Genomic DNA, 17,537 nt, shown 5'->3' with positions numbered 1-17,537 from the left:
ATTGTCCGAATGGTGATACATTAATTTTGTGCGTTTTTTATCGAAAATTATCTGGAATCAGGAGATATTACAGGAAATGAGTGAAGAAGTCCGCAACGATGCCGCAACCGGCGCTGAAACCGGGGAACAGCAGGTCAACTCCCTTTTCGCCCAGCGGCTGGCGAAGGTCCGGGAACTGGAAGCCGCCGGAATCGATCCCTACGGCCACGCCTTCCCCAACACCGTTCCGATCGAGCAGGTGCGCGCTGAATTCGTCGCTCCAGCCGAGGGCGAGTACGGTCCGGAAGTGACCGTCGCCGGAAGGCTGACCGCCCGCCGCGGCATGGGCAAGTCGATCTTCGCCGATTTGCGCGACAGCTCCGGCAAGATCCAGCTCTTCGTCGGCAAGAGCGAGATCGGCGACGAGGCGTTCGCCCTGTTCAAGAAGCTCGACATCGGCGACATCATCGGCATCAAGGGGCCGACCTTCCTCACCCGGATGGGCGAACTCACCATCCGCGTCCATGAGTGCACGCTTCTTTCGAAGTCGCTCCGCCCGCTGCCGGAGAAGTTCCACGGGCTGGTCGACGTCGAACAGCGCTACCGTCAGCGCTACCTCGACCTCATCTGCAACGACGAGAGCCGCCGGATTCTCAAAATGCGCAGCGACATCCTTCGCGAAATCCGCAACTTCATGGATTCCCGCGGCTTCATGGAGGTGGAAACTCCGATGCTCCAGTCGCTCGCCGGCGGCGCTTCGGCCAATCCCTTCACCACCTTCTACGAGGCGCTCAATTCGACCATGTACATGCGCATCGCGCCGGAACTCTACCTCAAGCGGCTGCTGGTCGGCGGCTTCGAGAAGGTCTATGAACTCAACCGGAACTTCCGCAACGAGGGGATGGATCGCCGCCACAATCCGGAATTCACCATGATGGAGGTCTACCAGGCCTACGGCGACTGCCGCACCATGATGGAGCTCATCGAATCGCTGATCACCACCGTCGCGATGAAGGTGGTCGGCACCCTGAAGATCGATCACGGCAACGGCAAGGTGATCGACCTCACGCTCCCCTGGCGGCGCGCCACCTACAACGAACTGTGCGAGGAGAAGGGCGGCGCCGACTGGTTCAAGCTCACGCCGGAAGAGCGGATCGAGCGCGGCAAGTCGCTCGGGCTGGATGTCTACCCCGGCATGCCCGACCTGGAGGTGACCAATGAACTCTATGAAAAGCTGGTTGAGCCGACGCTGATCCAGCCGACCTTCGTGACCCGGATTCCGGTCGAACTCCTGCCGCTGGCCAAGGGGTGCCCGGATGATCCGACCCACGTCGACGTCTTTGAACTCGGCATCAACGGCGTCGAAGTCGCCCCCGCCTACTCCGAACTCAACAATCCGATCATCCAGCGTCGCCGGCTGGTCGAGCAGTTCGAGAAGAGCAAAAAGGAGGGCGACCGGATGGAGGACAAGATCGACGAGGATTTCCTCGTCGCCCTCGAACACGGCATGCCTCCGGCGGGCGGCATGGGCATCGGCATCGACCGGCTGGTGATGATTCTCACCGGCGCCGAGGCGATCCGCGACGTGATCCTCTTCCCGCAGATGCGCATCCGGAAGTAATCCGTTTCCGATGGAGGCTCCGGAACAGATCTGGGAGGTCAGCGACGTCAACCGCGCAGTGCGTGAGATCGTCGAAGGCAGCCTCCTGCCGTTCTGGCTCCGCGGCGAGGTCGGTTCGCTGGTGCTGCACCGCTCCGGCCACGCCTATTTCACGCTCAAGGACACCAGCTCCCAGCTCCGCGCCGTCTTCTTCGGCGGTGCGGCGCAGTGTGCGAAGCTCGGTGTCGCCAACGGGTCGAAGATCGAGGCGTTCGGCAATCTCACCGTCTATGAGGTGCGCGGCGAATACCAGTTCTCCGCCCGCCGCCTGCGCCTGGCCGGTCTCGGCGACCTCCAGCGCCGCTTCGAAGAGGTGCGCCGCCGCCTGGCCGCCGAGGGGCTGTTCGACCAGGAGCGCAAGCGGCCGATTCCGGTACTGCCGAAGCGGATCGGCGTGGTGACCAGTCCCACCGGGGCGGCGATCCGCGACTTCCTGCAGATCATCAACCGCCGTTTCCCCAACGTCAACATCCGCATCTATCCCTGCATGGTGCAGGGGCAGGGGGCGGCCGAACAGGTCGCCCGCGGCGTCGAATTCTTCAACCGCACCCGCGGCGCCGACGTCATCGTCGTCACCCGCGGCGGCGGCAGTATGGAGGATCTCTGGCCCTTCAACGAGGAGCGGCTCGCCCGCGCCGTCGCCGCGAGCGCCATTCCGGTGATCAGCGCGGTCGGTCACGAGATCGACTTCACCATCTGCGACTTCGCCGCCGACCTCCGGGTGCCGACCCCCTCCGCCGCCGCCGAGCTGGTGATCGGCAAACGCGAGGAGATGGCCGCGAAACTCGAACGGCTCGACAAGGATCTGCGAAACGTCCTCGCGCTGACGCTCACCCGGTTGCGGAGCCGGTTCGAGCGCGCCGCCGGCAGTTTCGTCTTTCGCGAACCGAAACACCTCGTCGAAATGCGCCGCCAGCAGCTCGATGAACTGGAGTCCCGGCTCTTTTCGAGTGCGGAAAATCTGCTGCTGCGCCACCGTTCGCGGCTCGACCGGCTCGCCGGAACGCTCGCCGCGCTCAATCCCCGCCGCCAGCTCGAACGCGGCTATGCGATCCTCTTCGACCCGGCGGAGAACCGTCCGGTGACCACCTCGAAACTCTCCGCCGGAACGCTGCTCCGGGCGCAACTCGCGGATGGTGAAATGGATGTCGAGGTGAAGTGATTCCTCACCGCGGAAAATGCGGAAAAAACAGCTTCCGGAAGCTTGTTAAAATCCCGGCGCGGTGGTATATTACTCCATTTTAGGGTCCGCGGGCTCTTCTTTGACAGGCGGATTGCGATTGATTGGCGAACAAATGTTTATATAAATAGTGGCGGGATCAGTTATGAGTGAATTGGGGAACAGGGATTTTCCGGTCAACATTGAAGACATTATGCATACTGCGTATCTGCAGTATTCGCTGAGCGTGAACGTCGGCCGGGCGATTCCGGATGTTCGCGACGGTCTGAAACCGGTGAACCGCCGGATTCTCTACGCGATGCGGCAGCTCGGGCTGAGCAAATCCCACGCGACGGTGAAGTGCGCGCGCGTCGTCGGCGAAGTGATGGGTAAGTACCACCCGCACGGCGACGCGGCGATCTACGACGCGCTGGTCCGGCTGGCGCAGGACTTCTCGATGCGCAACCCGCTGGTCGAAGGGCAGGGCAACTTCGGCAACATCGACGGCGACCCGGCGGCGGCCAGCCGTTACACCGAGTGCCGTATGGAGCGGCTCGCCGAGGAGATGCTCAGCGACATCGAAAAAGAGACCGTCGACATGATCCCGAACTTCGACGAGTCGGAGACGGAGCCGGCGGTGCTGCCCGCCCGTTTCCCGCAGCTGCTGGTCAACGGCACCACCGGCATCGGCGTCGGTATGGCGACCAACATTCCGCCGCACAACCTCGGCGAGGTGATCGACGCCACCGTCTGTCTGCTGGAGAATCCGAAGGCGACGGTCGACGAGCTCATGGAGCATCTGCCCGGGCCGGACTTCCCGACCGGTGCGATCATCCGCGGGCGCTACTCTCTGCGGCAGTTCTACCAGACCGGCCACGGCAGTGTCAAGATCCGCTCCAAGGCGGACATCATCGAGAAGGACGGCCGCGAGCAGATCATCGTCACGGAAATTCCCTACGCGGTCTGCAAGGAACAGCTGGTCAAGAAGATCGCCGAACTGGTCAACGAGAAGCGCATCACCGGCATCTCCGGGCTGCGCGACGAGTCGAGCAAACGGACCGGCATGCGCATCGTCATCGAGATCAAGCGCGGCGCGATGGCCTCGGTCGTGCTCAACCAGCTCTACGCGCACACGTTGCTTGAAACCACCTTCGGCTGCACGATGCTGGTGGTGGACCACAACCGGCCGCGCACGATGAATCTGGTGCAGGTGTTGCAGGCCTACATCGACCACCGGCTCGAAGTGGTGCTGCGGCGGACCATCTTCGATCTGCGCAAAGCGGAGGCGCGGGCCCACATCCTCGAAGGATTGATGAAGGCGCTGGCCAACATCGACGAGGTGGTGCAGATCATCCGCGAGTCGCGCAGCCGCGCTGATGCGGCGGCGAACCTGATCGCCCGTTTCGAATTCACCCAGGTCCAGACCGACGCGATTCTCGATATGCGGCTGCACCAGCTGACCGGACTGGCGATCGAGGTGCTCAAGGCGGAACTCGAAGAGCTGCTCAAGCGGATCGAATACCTCAAGGCGCTGGCCGCCAGCCGCGACATGCGGCTCGGCGTCATCCGCGACGAACTGCTCGAAATCAAAGAGAAGTACGCCGATCCGCGCCGGACGGAGATCACCACCGACGACTCCGACCTCAACATCGCCGACCTGATTCCGCGCCACAGCTGCGTGATCACCGTGTCGAACACCGGCTACATCAAGCGGGTGCCCGCCGACACCTACCGCACGCAGCACCGCGGCGGCAAGGGGATCATCGGCATGGAGACCAAGGAGGAGGATCACGTCGAACACCTCTTCAATGCGGACAGCCACGATCTCATCTTCTTCTTCACCGACCGCGGCTTCATGTACTGGCTCAACGTCTACGAGATTCCGGAGGGGTCGCGCACCGGCAAGGGCAAGGCGATCGTCAACATGATCAAGATCGAGCCCGGCGAAAAGATCTGCGCGATGCTGACCGTCAGCCAGGATGAGTTCAACGATCCGAACAAATACATCGTCATGGCGTCGCGCCGCGGCTACATCAAGAAGAGCGAACTGGCCCTCTTCAAGAATCTCCGCCGGGTTGGTCTGCGCGCCCTCGTCATCGAGGACGACGACGATCTCATCGGCGCCGGCATCAGCGAGAACGGCAACGAAATTCTGCTTTCCACCCGGCTCGGCATGGCCTGCCTCTTCGATCAGAACGACGAGCAGATCCGGCCGATGGGGCGTACCGCCCGCGGCGTGACCGGCATGCGGTTCAAGATTCCGGGGGACGACGTGGTCAGCCTCGAAATCATCCGCGAACATGTGTACAGCGATGAGGAGCCCGCCGACGAGAACGAGACGGAAACCGAGGTCGAAGTCGACGTCGATGACGAAGCCCCGGTCTACGGCAGCGGTCCGGAGGTGCTGGTGGTGACCGACGGCGGCATGGGCAAGCGCTCCTATGTGAGCACCTACCGCAAGACCAACCGCGGAGCGAAGGGGGTGGTGAACATCCGCCTGCGCGAAGGCGAATCGGTGCTGTCGGTGATTCAGATCACCGAGGAGGACGAAATTCTGCTCACCACCGAACGCGGTCAGCTGGTGCGGATTCCGGCGAAGGAGATCCGCCGGGTCGGACGCGCCTCGAAGGGGGTGCGGATTATGAACCTCAACGCGGGTGACCGCATCACCGGCGTCGCCAAGCTGATCGAAGTGGATGTTCCGAAAGCCGCCACGGCGGAAGCTCCGGCGGAAGAGGGGACCACGGCGGAACCGGCGGTGCCGGAAGCCCCGGCGACCCCGTCGGCCGATACGGATGTCGAACCCGGCAGCGGGGAATAACCCATCAAACCGCGAGGCGGCATGTTTCACTTCAGGCAATATTCGGCGCCGAAACAACGTCCCCTGATCATGGGGATCGTCAATGCGACCGGGGACTCCTTCAGCGAAGGGGCGGCCTCCGCGGCCGGCAGTGCGCTCGACCGGGCGCTGCGGCTGCTTGACGACGGCGCCGATCTGCTCGACATCGGCGGGGAATCCACCCGGCCGGGCGCGCGGGAGATTCCGCCGGGAGAGGAGATCGAGCGGATTCTGCCGGTGATCCGGGGAATCCGTTCGGCGCGCCCCGGCGCGGTTCTGAGCGTCGATACGCGCAAATCCGAAGTGGCCGCCGCCGTGCTGGAGTGCGGCGTGGAGATCATCAACGACGTTTCGCTTTTGCGGTACGATGCCGCGCTGGCGCGGGTGACTGCCGAAGGCGGCGCGGCGCTGGTGCTCAGCCATTCGCGGGGAACGCCGGAGACGATGCGTTCGGCGGAGTTTCACGATTACGGAGACGACGTGGTTGCCGCGGTGGCCGCGGAGCTTGCCGCCGCAAAACAGCTTGCGCTGGAGGCGGGCGTGGCGGAGGAGAATCTGATCGTCGACCCCGGCATCGGTTTTGCCAAGACGCCGGAACAGGACTGGGAGCTGTTGCGCCGGAGCGGGGAGTTCCGCCGGCTCGGCCCGGTGCTGGTTGGTATGTCACGGAAGTCGTTTCTCGGCTCGTTTCTCCAGCGGCCGGAGCCGTCGGAGCGGGTCAGCGGCACGCTGGCTGTGGCGCTCTGTCTGGCGGATAGCGGAGTGGATATTCTGCGGGTTCACGATGTCCGGCCGTTGCGTGACGCACTGCTGGTCCGGGCGAAACTGCGGGAATAAGGGAGGTGCGGGATGCTGCCGGATGTTTCCATGCTGATCGATTTCGCGCGGATGGTCATCGAGATTGCGATTCTCACGCTGGTGATCTATAAAATTCTGTATTACATGCGCGGCGCGCGCGGGTCCTACGTGCTGGCCGGAATCATCATTCTGCTGGTGGCGCTGATCGTCATTTCGCAGTATCTCAAGCTGGAGGCGATCAACTTCCTGCTGCAGTGGCTGCTGGTTTCACTGCCGACGGCGCTCTTCATCATCTTTCAGCCGGAACTGCGGCGGGCGTTCGCCCAGCTGGGCAGTTACACGGTGTTCCAGGGCAAGCGCCGCCGCGAGGTGATCGGCGAACTGGTCACCGCCACCGCCAACATGGCGAAGCGCAAATGCGGTGCGCTGATGGTGGTGGAGCGGCGGATCGGCATGCAGGCGCTGATCGACGACTCGGTGCGGCTCGACATCAAGATCAACGCGATGGTGCTCGAGTCGATCTTCTTCCCCAACTCGCCGCTGCACGACGGCGCGGTGATCATTCACGACGACCGGATTGTGGCGGCGCGGGCGATTCTGCCGCTGACGCGGGCGGAGAACATCTCCCGCCGGCTGGGTACCCGGCACCGGGCGGCGCTGGGAATCTCCGAGGAGACCGACGCGGTGACGATTGTGGTCTCCGAGGAGACCGGCACGATCAGCATCGCCTGCCGTGGGGTGCTCCACCGGGATCTCGCGATCAGCGAGCTGGAGAATTATCTGGAGAAACTGATCATTCAGGAGCAGGATGACACCGATCTGGCCGAAACCGTGCAGATGCTGGAGGAGCAGTCGGAACTGCCGTCGTCCGCACCGGCCGCGACGGAAAGGAGTGCGGAGAAATGAACCACCTTGTCAGCCGTCTCTTCTCGCGGATCTGGAGTTTTCTGCGCCGGGATTTCTGGCGCAAACTGATTGCGCTCTGCTTCGCCTTCTTCACCTACTTTGCGGTGCAGGCGCAGCTCGCCGGGGAGCAGAAGCTCACCGGGGTGCCGGTGGAGATCCGGCTGCCTCCTGAACTCATCAGCGTCGGGCGTCAGGATTTTCTGATTGCGGTGAATGTCAAGGGGCCGAAGAGTTCGTTGCGCAACTTCGACGGCAAGGATCTCAAGGGGGTGGTCGAGGTCCGGCTGGAGGATTATGTGCCGGGCATGCCGTTCAAAGTGCGGCTGCATCCGTCGGATTTCCGCCCGGTCAAGGGGGTCAGCGTAAGTTCGATCGACCCGCAGTACGGAGAGCTGGTATTGAATCTGCAGCGGCGGATATCGCGGAATGTGCCGGTGCGGCCGAAATTCAAGGGGCAGCTGGGGAAGAACTACCGGCGGGCGGATGTGCGATGCATTCCGTCGGAGACCCAGGTGACCGGGCCGGAACAGCTGGTCCGGGAATTGCAGGAGATTTCGACACAGCCGATTCCGCTCGACGATGCGGTGACCGAATCGTTTGAATACCGGGCGCAGCTGGAGGCGCCGTCGGGGGTGATGGTTTCGCCGTGGCGGGCGACGGTGCAGGTGGATATTGTGCGAAACTATGAACGGAGAATTTTTCAGGATATGCCGCTGCTGCTGCTTTCCGAGCCGGGCGGAAACCGCCGGTTCCAGGTGGAGGTGCTCGACAAGCCGCGGGTGGATGTGACGGTGAGCGGGCTGGCGCAGCCGGTTTCGGCGTTGCGCACTGGCGACGTCAAGGTGTATCTGGATATTTCGCGGCTCTCCGAGCCGGGCATCTATACGCTCCCGGTCGGCTGTTACGTCAAAGGGGACAGTCTCGACGTGCGGGAGATCTATCCGGAACAAATTAAAGTGAAAATCACGAATCTGCGATAAAAACAAAAGAAAGGTGCAGTTCCATGATTATCAAGAAACTCAACACGATGTTCCACAAACACAGCCGGTGGCTTTTCGGAGCGTTCACGATCGTCATCATCGTGTCGTTCATGGGATTTCTGACGCCGGGTCAGTTCGGGCTGGATATGTTCTCCGACCCGGCGAACACCCGCGTCGGCACCGCGTTCGGCGAACCGGTGACCTACGGGGATCTGATCACCGAGGCGGAGCGGCTCCAGCTCTTCAATCAGGTGTTCTACGGAGTTTCTTCGCGCAACCTCAACCCGGAGGAGGCGTTCGGCCCCTATTGTCTGGTGCAGGCGGCGAAGCGGATGGGGCTGGCGGCCAGCGACAAGGAGGTCGCGGCACTGCTCCGTCAGGCTCCGACGCTTCAGGTGGAGGGCAAGTTCAGTCTCGACGCCTACAAGCAGCTGCTGGCCAACCTGAACCGGCAGGGAATCGCCGATACCGATTTGAATGATGCGGTCCGGGACATTGTGCTGCTCAACAAAGTCAGTCGCGATCTCGCCTCCGGCGTGGCGGTGACGCCGGGCGAAGTGGAGAATTTCTATCGTCAGCTCAACGGGAAGTTCGAGGTGAAGGCGGCGCTGTTCGACGCCTCCGCATTCAAGAACAAGGTGGATGCGCGCGACGCCAAGGCGATCCGCACCTACTTCGACACCAACCGCAGCGAGTACCAGATTCAGGCGAAACTCTCCGCACTGCTGCTGGAGTTCCCCTATGCCTCGTTCCGGGCGGAGGCGGAGAAGGCGGCGACCGCGGCGGAGCTGGAGAAGTTCTTCAAGGCGGATCCGCAGGCGTTTGCCGGCAAGGACGGCAAGGCTCCTGAGTTCGCCAAGGTGAAGAACGAGGTGCGTAAAAAGTTCGTCGAAACGCGCAGCCGTGATCTGGCAGTGCGCCGCGCCTATGACTTCGCCTCTCAGGCTTATGAGGTGGTCGCGGAGGCGGAGAACAAGGCCGATGCGTTCCGGAAACTGGCCGGCAAGGAGAAACTCGCCATCGTGGAAACCGGCATGGTTGACGTCGATGCCGAGGTGGTCGGCAAAATCCGTTCCCGTCAGCTGATGCAGCAGCTGGCCGCCACTGCGGGCAGCAATCCGGTGACCAACGCGATTCCGACCGAGAATGCGGCCTATGTCGGCATTGTGGTCGAGCGGGTGGCGGCGCGTCCGGCGGAGTTCAACGAGGTTTCCCGCCAGCTGGCGACGGACTTTGTCGAGGCGCAGGCGAAGAAGCTGGCCCGCGAGGCGGCGGATGCCGCTCTGACCAGTTTGAAGGCGGTCAAGGACCCGGCGGCGCGTTCGAAGGCGTTTGCCGCGTTGAAGGGATGCACGTTCAAGACCTTTGAATTTTCGTTGCAGAATCCTCCCGCGGCCGGCCTGGAGGCGGCGGCGCGGGCGGTGGCGGAGCTGCGCACCGGCGAGGTTTCCGCCGTTTACAATACGGCGGAAGGGGCCGGCATTTCCGAGCTGATCAAGCGGATTCCGGCGGATATGAAGGAGTTCGAGGCCAAGCGGGCCCAGTATGAGCTGATGTGCCGTTCCTACAAGGAACAGCTGGCGCGGCAGGCGTTTGAGGAGGAGCTTGCCTCGCAGTGTCAGCTTCTGCCGGAATATCGGCAGTGATGTGTGGAGATTGTACCGGGCGGGAGGCCCGGTGTGGAAAGAGTGATGCAATGAAGAGTTCTGGTTCCATGGCGTCGCCGGCGGAGGAGGTCGGGACGGCGCTGGGCCGCCATATGACGGTCGAGTTTTACGAGTGTAATTCCGCGGTTCTGGCGGATGCCGGACGGTTGCGGGAGATTTTCGTCGATGCGGCGAAACGCTCCGGGGCGACGGTGATCGACGCCTATTTTCATGAGTTCAAACCGCAGGGGGTCAGCGGCGTCGTGGTGATCAGCGAATCCCATTTCGCCGTGCACGCCTGGCCGGAGCACGACTATGCGGCGGTGGATCTTTTCACCTGCGGCGACGGCGTGAACTTCGACGTGGCGATCCGGGAAATCGCCGCCGGAATCGGTTCGGCGCAGTGGATCGTTTCGAGCATGATGCACCGCGGCATTGTCGGAACCAACGGCGTGGAGCGTCTGGTTCCGGTGACTGAGGGACCGGCGGCGCGCTATCACCTTTCGTGGAAGTCGCGTTTTAACGCCACCGGCGCGCGGGGACTCTCCGCCGCGATCGATATTTACGAGTGCAGCGGGGCGCTGTGGGATCAGCCGGAACGCTATCCGGAATTTGTCCGGCGTCTGGCCGGGCAGCTCGGCAGCGAACCGGTCTGTGAGATGCGGTTCGATCCACCGTCTCCGAAATGTTTTTCCTTTGAACAGCCGCTTCGGGACGGCCGGTTTGCCGGGCGGGTGGATATCGCCCGGCGCGCGGCCTATTTCGACCTCATCCTTTTCGGATATTTCGAGCCGCGGGAAGCCGCTGAGTTCCTGATCGGGGAGCTCGGGGGCCGGTATTACCGGCTGATGCCGCAGATCCGGCAGTGAAGCGGCCGGGAAGGGAGAAATCATGGCGGACCGTCCGGAAATTCTGATTGTAGACGATGAACACAACACCCGTGAAGCGCTCGCGCGCTATCTGCGGGGGCGTTTCTCCGTCACCACCGCCGCCGATGGCGAGGTGGCGATCGAGCTGCTCAAGGAGCGGAATTTCGATCTGGTCCTGACCGATTTGCGCATGCCGAACGCCGACGGCATGAGTGTGCTGGAGGCGACGCGGAGCAAGGCGGACCGGCCACTGTGCATTCTGCTCACCGCCTACGGTTCGATCGGCGACGCGGTCACCGCGGTGAAACAGGGGGCGTTCGATTTCGTGCCGAAGCCGGTCAAGCTCGATAAACTCGAAGAGGTGATCGACGCGGCGCTCGCTTCGCGCCATCCGGCGGCGGAAAAACAGACATCGGCGGCGTCGGCGCCGGAGGGGGGAAGTGATTCGGAGCTGGTTTTCCCGGCGCCCGGCTCTGACGACCCGATGGGGCGGATTATGGAGATGGTGGCCACGGTGGCGCCGACCCGTTCCACCGTACTGCTCACCGGGGAGAGCGGCACCGGGAAAGAGGTGATTGCGCGACTGATTCACGACCGGAGCGGCCGGACCGGCTACTTTGTGCCGGTGCACTGCGCGGCGCTGACCAGCACCCTGCTGGAGAGCGAGCTTTTCGGATACGAAAAGGGGGCGTTCACCGGCGCGTCGGAGCGGCGGAAAGGGCGCTTTGAATTGGCCGATCACGGGACAATTTTTCTCGATGAAATCGGCGAGATCGACGCCGCAACCCAGGTGAAGCTGCTGCGGGTGCTGGAGAGCCGTTCCTTCGAGCGGGTAGGGGGGACGGAGACGGTCAAGGTGGATGTCCGCCTGATCGCCGCCACCAATCGCGATCTGCGGAAGATGGTGGCGGAGAAGAGTTTCCGGGAGGATCTCTTCTACCGGCTTTCGGTGGTCAACCTCGAACTGCCGCCGCTGCGCGAACGGCGGGGGGAGATTCCGGTTCTGATCCGCCGGTTCATTGCGGAATTTGCAAAGGAGAACCAGCGGGAGGTGGACGGGATCGAGCCGGATGCGCTGGAGCGTCTGGTGCAGTACGACTGGCCGGGAAACATCCGGGAGTTGCGCAACTGCATCGAGTGCATGGTGGTGCTGGCGAAGGGGCATGAACTCACGCTGGCGGATATTCCGGAGAACATCCGGGAGGCGCAACCTGCGGCGGCCGCTCCGGAGAAGAAAGAGCTTCCGGTCGGTACGTTTGAAGCGACCGAACGCGAACTTATCGAGAAGGCGCTGGCCGAGTGCAACGGCAACCGGACGGCGGCGGCAAAACTGCTCGGCATCAGCCGCCGGACGCTTCACCGCCGCCTGGCGGAGAAACAGAACTGAGCGGAATCGCTCTTCCGCCGGAGCGGCACCAGCTCCGGATACGCTGTTTCATCTCATCGATTCCGAGGATGCCGCAGGCGAACCCCTTCCGGACCAGTTCCGGGGGCAGGAATTCATCATACTTTTCGAACAGCGGGATTTCGCCCGGATAGACCAGCTCCAGCGGGTTGAGCGGCTCCTGTTCCGCTTCGTCCAGCACCCGGAAAAATTCCTCCCGGGAGGCCTTCATTTTGAACTGAAGGAAATAGGGGCGCGAGGACTCGAGGGCGGAGAGCCCGAGGCGGGCGGCACAGCGGAGTTTGAGAAACCGTTCCAGCGCGAGAAACGCGTAAGTTCCGAGCCAGGGAAAGAGACACCAGCTCTCGCCGCCCAGCGGCAGGAGCACCGAATCGGTCATCCCGGCGCGACGCGCGGTGTGCCGTGCCTCCGCGAGGCGGGCGGCGGCGTTTTTCATAAGATAGGGAGGGGTGTCCTCCCCCCGCAATACCTGAAGCATCTCTTCGAGAATCCGGGTATGGATGTCGCCCGGACACTGGCCGAAATAGGCGGGCACCTTTCCGCGGACCGGGTTGCAGTAGATCAGACGGCGTTTGTAGTCGATCTCCTCGACGATCCACACCTTTCCCGCCAGTGCGATCTTTTCGCCGACCGGCGGCGGGCGGACGATTGTGCCGATCTCCTGCGACTCCTGACGGACGGTGAACTCCTCATTCTCTTTGAAGACGGCGTAGAATTGAAAAGAGTTGGTCACACGTTCTCCCGCCAGGCCTACGATTACTCCTCCCTCCGGGGTGCGTTCGATCTGGCCGGTTTCGAGGAGATGACGAAGCAGGAGCCGGTAGTCCTCTTTGCTGATCCGGTGAAAGCTGCTGAGCGAAAGCACCTGTGAGGCGAGTTCCGCCGGGGTGCGTTCTCCGCCGGAGGCGAGGATGGCCATCGTCTGGTGATAGAGCAGACTGAAGGGGAGCCGATCCAGCTTCGGCGGTTCGACCCACCGCTCTTTCCGGTAAAGTTGAACCAGTGCGACTGCCTGCAGCAGCGGCCACGGAATAAACGCCGGAAGCATCGCCCGCGCTTCCGGACGCTCTTCACGGATGACGAACCACATCTCCGGCGGCTGTCCCCGGCGACCGGTCCGCCCCATGCGCTGCAGAAACGCCGAGACGGTGAATGGCGCATCGATCTGGAATGCCCGTTCGAGCCTGCCGATGTCAATGCCGAGCTCGAGTGTGGCAGTGGTTACGGTAGTATCCGCGCGGGATTCATCCTTCATCGCTGCTTCAGCCCCCTCCCGATAGGAGGCCGAGAGGTTGCCATGATGGATCAGAAAACGGTCGGGTTCTCCGTTCTGTTCGCAGTAGCGGCGGAGGGTGGAGGTGACCGCCTCGCACTCTTCGCGGGAGTTGGCGAAGACCAAACATTTTCTGCCGCGGGTGTGTTCGAAAATGTACGCCAGCCCCGGATCCGCGTCGGCGGGCGCGGTGTCGGTCGGTGCGTCCAGCGGTTCTCCTGCTGCAACCGGCGCCTCGTTCTCTTCGGCGGACTGCCTTCCCTGGATGTAGAAGTGTTCCAGCGAGAGGCGCCAGCGGACGCCTTTGCTTTCGATTCGGGGGATCACGGTGGGCCTGCCGGTTCCGGCGGCGAGGAATTCGCCGGTGCGCTCCGGATCCCCGATGGTGGCGGAGAGTCCGATCCGGCGGGGGGAGGAGCCGGAGAGGCGGGTGAGCCGTTCGATCAGGCAGAGGGTCTGTCCGCCGCGGTCGCCACGCATGAGGGAGTGCACTTCGTCGATCACGATGAAGCGCAGGTCGCCGAACAGCCGGGGAATATCGGCGTGGCGGTGCAGCAGCAGCGCTTCGAGGGATTCCGGCGTGATCTGGAGAATGCCGGAGGGGTGGCGGAGCAGTCGGTTCTTATGGGATTGCGCGACATCGCCGTGCCAGTGCCAGACCGGAATTTCCGCCTCCCTGCAGAGGTCGTTGAGCCGCTGGAACTGGTCGTTGATGAGCGCTTTCAATGGACCGATGTAGAGGGCGCCGACCGAACGGGGCGGATCCTCGAGGAAGAGGGTCAGAATCGGGAAGAAGGCCGCTTCCGTCTTGCCGGAGGCGGTGGAGGCGGAGAGCAGGAGGTTGGCGTCGGAGTGAAAGATCGCGTCACCTGCGGCGACCTGGATTGCACGCAGCGACTCCCAGCTGTTGCGGTAGATGAACTCCCGGATGAACGGGGCGTAGCGTTGAAAGATCTGCATTCCATCTTCTCCGGCTAAATTTCAAACTCCTCGAACTCTTTTTCCGCCGGAGGGCCGGCCGGCTCCGGACGGGCGTATTGGAACTGTTCCGAGCCGAGCAGTCCGGCAACGTCGACCCCGGGATTCTGCCAGACGATGTTCAGGAGTTCGATGAAATCGCGGATTACTTCACGCGGTGTGAGTTTCTCGTCCGCACCGATCCGGGCGAATTCAATCTGGATGAAAGTGACCAGCTCCGGCTGTCGGAGACGCGGTTCGTATCCGAAGAGTTCGGCATGGATGGCGGCGAGTTTCTCGACCAGTACGAGCATCTCCTCCGCGGTGAGCGGGGAAAGTTTGATGACCGGGGAGAGCACATCGCGCATTCCCTCCAGGTGAAACCTTCCCTCGGCCAGCCGGGAGCGCAGCGCCTCGTAGCTGAAAAGGCCGCGACGGGGGTCTTCGATGCACTGCGGGGTGCCGCCCATGATGACGCCGAGATAACGTGCTTTCCCCTGCAGCGTGTCGTTGTAGATGGTGAGGATTTTCTCGTAGTTGTTCTGCCGGGTGATGCTGTTGGGAATCTTGCAGATGTTGACCAGTTCGTCGATGAGGATGAGCAGCCCGCTGTACCCGGCTTTCCGGAGGAAGAGCGCGAAAAGTTTGAGATAGTCATACCAGTCGTCATCGGTGATGACGATGTTGACACCGAGTTCGGCGCGCGCTTCCATTCTGCCGGAGTATTCACCGCGGAACCACTTCACCACTTTCGCCTTGGTTTCCTCGTCTCCGGTGAGTCCGGCGCGGTAGTAGAGCGAGAGCAGCCGGGCAAAGTCGAAGCCGTGGACCATCTCGTTCAGAGAGTGAATCACCTCGTAGATCTTTTTTTCGACAACCCGGTCAAATCCGGCGCTTTCCGGCGACAGCCCCTCTTCGGCGGCGGTTTCGCTCCGGACGCCGCTGATCCAGCGGTCGAGAATGAGGCCGAGTGCGCCGCCTTCCGGACGGGTGCGGGTTGAGAGGTTACAGATCAACTCTTTGTAGGTGGCGAGCCCCTGGCCGCGGGTGCCCTGCAGCCGCCGTTCCGGCGAGAGATCGGCGTCGGCCACGACGAAGTTGCGATCCATGGCATAGTTGCGGATGGTCTGGAGCAGGAAGCTTTTGCCGCTGCCATATCTTCCCGACAGGAAGCGGAAGGAGGCACCGCCGTCTGCGACGATATCGATGTCGTGGAGCAGGGCTTCGAGTTCCTCTTTGCGCCCGACGGCGATGTAGGGCAGTCCGATGCGCGGCACTACGCCGCCTTTCAGGGAGTTGATGAGTACGGTTGCAATTCGTCTGGGAACTTTCATGGCAGGAGGATTCCTTTCAATTCGTCAGCATACTCCTCCACCGGAGCCGGCGTTTCTCCGTCGCAGGTGATCACGGTGTCGCCGAAGCGGTCGAAGAGTTTTTCGTTGATGGAGTCGATGAGCAGGGATTCCGCCGGCGTGCCCGGTGTTTCGTCTGGAGCCGGCATGTTTTCGCCGAATAACCGGAGGAGAAAGCGGTATTCCGCTCCGGTCAGCCCGGCCGGATATTCGGCCTTTTCCGGTTCCGGCGGGGAGGGTGGCAGAAGCGGTGCCGAAGCCGCCGGAACCGCTTCCTCCGGAGAGGCAACGATCAGCCGCTCCTGAATTTCCTGCGCGTCGTTGCGGATGCGGTCGAGCCGGGAGAGGTCGAGCCGGGGCAGGGCGTGCTTCCGTGTCTCCTCGTGAAGATGCCGGAGCGCGTTGGCGACCAGTTCGCGGTAGAGGGCGGGACTTTTCCCTGCCTTCAACGGAGAGTGGAAGCCGAACTCCTGCCGCATCAGAAAGTCGATCGTCCTGAGCAGGGTCCCGGTTTCCTGACGTTTGCTCTTGCTTGGCAGAAAACGTTCGCAACTCCATTTTCCGTTTCGACAGAAGTATTTATGAACTGGATTGAGCGCGTGGCAGTACTCTCTTCGTTTCAGATGGTCATGGAAGACGGCGGAGTGAAACAGAATACAGGGATCGGTGCGGAGTTCACCGCAGAGCCGCCTGCCGATGTCGTTCTTCCGTTTTTTTTCGCAGTAGTCGGCCAGCGCGAGAAGAAGGTCGCGTACGACAAATTTCACCTCGTCAGGATGTTCTTGATAGAACCGGGAGCTGCCGAGATCGTAAGCCGACAGGGCATTCAGCGCCTGGAACAGCTCCTCTGCGCTGCATTCCCGGAAATTCAGCAGTGTCATGGCTGCAACGTCGAGTTTATCCGGTGGCAGATCGTCGAGGAGCGCGTTGTCCAGGTCATAATAAACGACATAGTCGCGGAGCCAGGGGGGGAGATAACGGTCGAGTTTCGGCTCGAACCGACGGTAGTCGTTCCAGAACCGTTTCAGCATGTGAAATCCCTCTTCGGGGGAGTTGACTCCGATCTGATTGAGCAGTTCGTACAGATAGACGAAGACGAACGAAAGTGAGGTCGGTTCCAGCGTGCCGTGCCGGAGACGGCTTCGCCAGGTGAAGTAGCTGCGCAACTGTCGATCGGTCATCGATTGATACGTGGGAAAATAGCGGAAAAATTCACCGGGCTCATCGAAATCGTCTTCAAAATCCTCCATGAACTTCCCCTGGCGATAGAAGATTTCCGCTTCGGAACGGCCGTAGAGGGCGTCGTTTCTGACGATTTCGCGCATTCGGCGGTACTGTGGCGGAACGAGAGATGCTGTCGCGAGGGCGTCCCGGAGGATGGGTTCGTCGCGGTAGATTCTGGAGTTCAACAGATCGTCTGTCGTTTCAACATCATACATTGTGTCATCTCCTGAAGTGCCTCCGCATTTTCCTTTGCGAACCTCGGGAAATATACCATCGGAGCGATTCTCTGTCAACCCGGTTGCGGTGCAGGCGGCAGGACTGTTTCCGCTCCATTTGCAGTGGTGTTGGCTCGGCAATCCGGATGTCAGGCAGTCGGGATTTTCCGGCAAACTCCAGGGCGGCGTCGCCGCAGAATTCCAACAGAGCGGCAACCGTTTTCTGCCGGTTAACGGTGCCGCGCCGGCTCCGACGGCCCCGGGGCCGTCGCTCT

Annotated in this window: 12 protein-coding genes; 9 read left to right on the top strand and 3 right to left on the bottom strand. The window is 62.2% G+C overall.

Annotated elements, in window-relative coordinates; genetic code table 11:
- Window positions 1-76: 76 nt before the first annotated feature.
- The 9 genes from lysS (at window position 77) to ACMLHG_RS15235 (ending at window position 12,223) form a co-directional block, all read left to right on the top strand.
- Complete coding sequence (gene lysS, locus ACMLHG_RS15275; RefSeq protein WP_417171048.1) at window positions 77-1,600, top strand: lysine--tRNA ligase; 1,524 nt, start codon at window positions 77-79, stop codon at window positions 1,598-1,600.
- A 10-nt stretch (window positions 1,601-1,610) separates the two neighbouring features.
- Window positions 1,611-2,801 (top strand): exodeoxyribonuclease VII large subunit, encoded by a 1,191-nt coding sequence (xseA, locus tag ACMLHG_RS15270; RefSeq protein WP_294436362.1) that lies wholly within the window; start codon window positions 1,611-1,613, stop codon window positions 2,799-2,801.
- Window positions 2,802-2,964: 163 nt separating this feature from the next.
- Window positions 2,965-5,619, top strand: a complete 2,655-nt coding sequence (gene gyrA, locus ACMLHG_RS15265) for a DNA gyrase subunit A (protein ID WP_417171047.1) — start codon at window positions 2,965-2,967, stop codon at window positions 5,617-5,619.
- Window positions 5,620-5,640: 21 nt separating this feature from the next.
- Window positions 5,641-6,474 carry a dihydropteroate synthase gene (gene folP, locus ACMLHG_RS15260; protein WP_417171046.1) on the top strand — a complete coding sequence of 278 codons (834 nt, stop codon included), beginning with the start codon at window positions 5,641-5,643 and terminating at the stop codon, window positions 6,472-6,474.
- Between the two features lie 12 nt (window positions 6,475-6,486).
- Window positions 6,487-7,341, top strand: coding sequence for a diadenylate cyclase CdaA (cdaA, locus tag ACMLHG_RS15255; protein ID WP_417171045.1), 855 nt, complete (start codon window positions 6,487-6,489; stop codon window positions 7,339-7,341).
- The gene (locus ACMLHG_RS15250; RefSeq protein WP_294436358.1) at window positions 7,338-8,321 is read left to right on the top strand and encodes a YbbR-like domain-containing protein; all 984 of its coding nucleotides are present in this window, start codon (window positions 7,338-7,340) and stop codon (window positions 8,319-8,321) included. Before cdaA ends, ACMLHG_RS15250 begins: the two co-directional genes overlap by 4 nt.
- 23 nt (window positions 8,322-8,344) lie before the next feature.
- On the top strand, window positions 8,345-9,967 hold the full coding sequence (locus ACMLHG_RS15245) for a SurA N-terminal domain-containing protein (protein WP_294436357.1): 1,623 nt from the start codon (window positions 8,345-8,347) through the stop codon (window positions 9,965-9,967).
- Between the two features lie 50 nt (window positions 9,968-10,017).
- A complete protein-coding gene (gene speD, locus ACMLHG_RS15240; RefSeq protein WP_294436356.1) occupies window positions 10,018-10,836 on the top strand; it encodes an adenosylmethionine decarboxylase in 819 nt (272 codons plus the stop codon).
- Window positions 10,837-10,858: 22 nt separating this feature from the next.
- Entirely contained in the window at window positions 10,859-12,223 is a 1,365-nt protein-coding gene (locus ACMLHG_RS15235; RefSeq protein ID WP_417171044.1) for a sigma-54-dependent transcriptional regulator, read from the top strand.
- Here ACMLHG_RS15235 and ACMLHG_RS15230 read toward each other — a convergent pair.
- Genes ACMLHG_RS15230 through ACMLHG_RS15220 form a run of 3 tightly spaced genes read right to left on the bottom strand, consistent with a single transcriptional unit; the run spans window position 12,177 to window position 17,262 of the window.
- The gene (locus tag ACMLHG_RS15230; protein ID WP_295810894.1) at window positions 12,177-14,474 is read right to left on the bottom strand and encodes a DEAD/DEAH box helicase; all 2,298 of its coding nucleotides are present in this window, start codon (window positions 14,472-14,474) and stop codon (window positions 12,177-12,179) included. The two genes, ACMLHG_RS15235 and ACMLHG_RS15230, sit on opposite strands and share 47 nt — an antisense overlap.
- Before the next feature lie 14 nt (window positions 14,475-14,488).
- Window positions 14,489-15,805 (bottom strand): ATP-binding protein, encoded by a 1,317-nt coding sequence (locus ACMLHG_RS15225; RefSeq protein WP_295810896.1) that lies wholly within the window; start codon window positions 15,803-15,805, stop codon window positions 14,489-14,491.
- Window positions 15,802-17,262, bottom strand: coding sequence for a TerB N-terminal domain-containing protein (locus tag ACMLHG_RS15220; protein WP_417171043.1), 1,461 nt, complete (start codon window positions 17,260-17,262; stop codon window positions 15,802-15,804). The genes ACMLHG_RS15225 and ACMLHG_RS15220 overlap by 4 nt, the downstream gene beginning before the upstream one ends.
- Window positions 17,263-17,537 lie beyond the last annotated feature (275 nt).

Origin of the sequence: Victivallis sp., assembly GCF_048170485.1 — a bacterium.
Classification (GTDB): domain Bacteria; phylum Verrucomicrobiota; class Lentisphaeria; order Victivallales; family Victivallaceae; genus Victivallis.
This window is presented reverse-complemented; position numbering and strand designations above follow the sequence as displayed.

Bases quoted from the DNA above. Each gene is read 5' to 3' on its own strand.
- lysS (WP_417171048.1), top strand. From the start codon at position 77: ATGAGTGAAGAAGTCCGCAACGATGCCGCAACCGGCGCTGAAACCGGG.
- xseA (WP_294436362.1), top strand. From the start codon at position 1,611: ATGGAGGCTCCGGAACAGATCTGGGAGGTCAGCGACGTCAACCGCGCA.
- gyrA (WP_417171047.1), top strand. From the start codon at position 2,965: ATGAGTGAATTGGGGAACAGGGATTTTCCGGTCAACATTGAAGACATT.
- folP (WP_417171046.1), top strand. From the start codon at position 5,641: ATGTTTCACTTCAGGCAATATTCGGCGCCGAAACAACGTCCCCTGATC.
- cdaA (WP_417171045.1), top strand. From the start codon at position 6,487: ATGCTGCCGGATGTTTCCATGCTGATCGATTTCGCGCGGATGGTCATC.
- ACMLHG_RS15250 (WP_294436358.1), top strand. From the start codon at position 7,338: ATGAACCACCTTGTCAGCCGTCTCTTCTCGCGGATCTGGAGTTTTCTG.
- ACMLHG_RS15245 (WP_294436357.1), top strand. From the start codon at position 8,345: ATGATTATCAAGAAACTCAACACGATGTTCCACAAACACAGCCGGTGG.
- speD (WP_294436356.1), top strand. From the start codon at position 10,018: ATGAAGAGTTCTGGTTCCATGGCGTCGCCGGCGGAGGAGGTCGGGACG.
- ACMLHG_RS15235 (WP_417171044.1), top strand. From the start codon at position 10,859: ATGGCGGACCGTCCGGAAATTCTGATTGTAGACGATGAACACAACACC.
- ACMLHG_RS15230 (WP_295810894.1), bottom strand. From the start codon at position 14,474: ATGCAGATCTTTCAACGCTACGCCCCGTTCATCCGGGAGTTCATCTAC.
- ACMLHG_RS15225 (WP_295810896.1), bottom strand. From the start codon at position 15,805: ATGAAAGTTCCCAGACGAATTGCAACCGTACTCATCAACTCCCTGAAA.
- ACMLHG_RS15220 (WP_417171043.1), bottom strand. From the start codon at position 17,262: ATGTATGATGTTGAAACGACAGACGATCTGTTGAACTCCAGAATCTAC.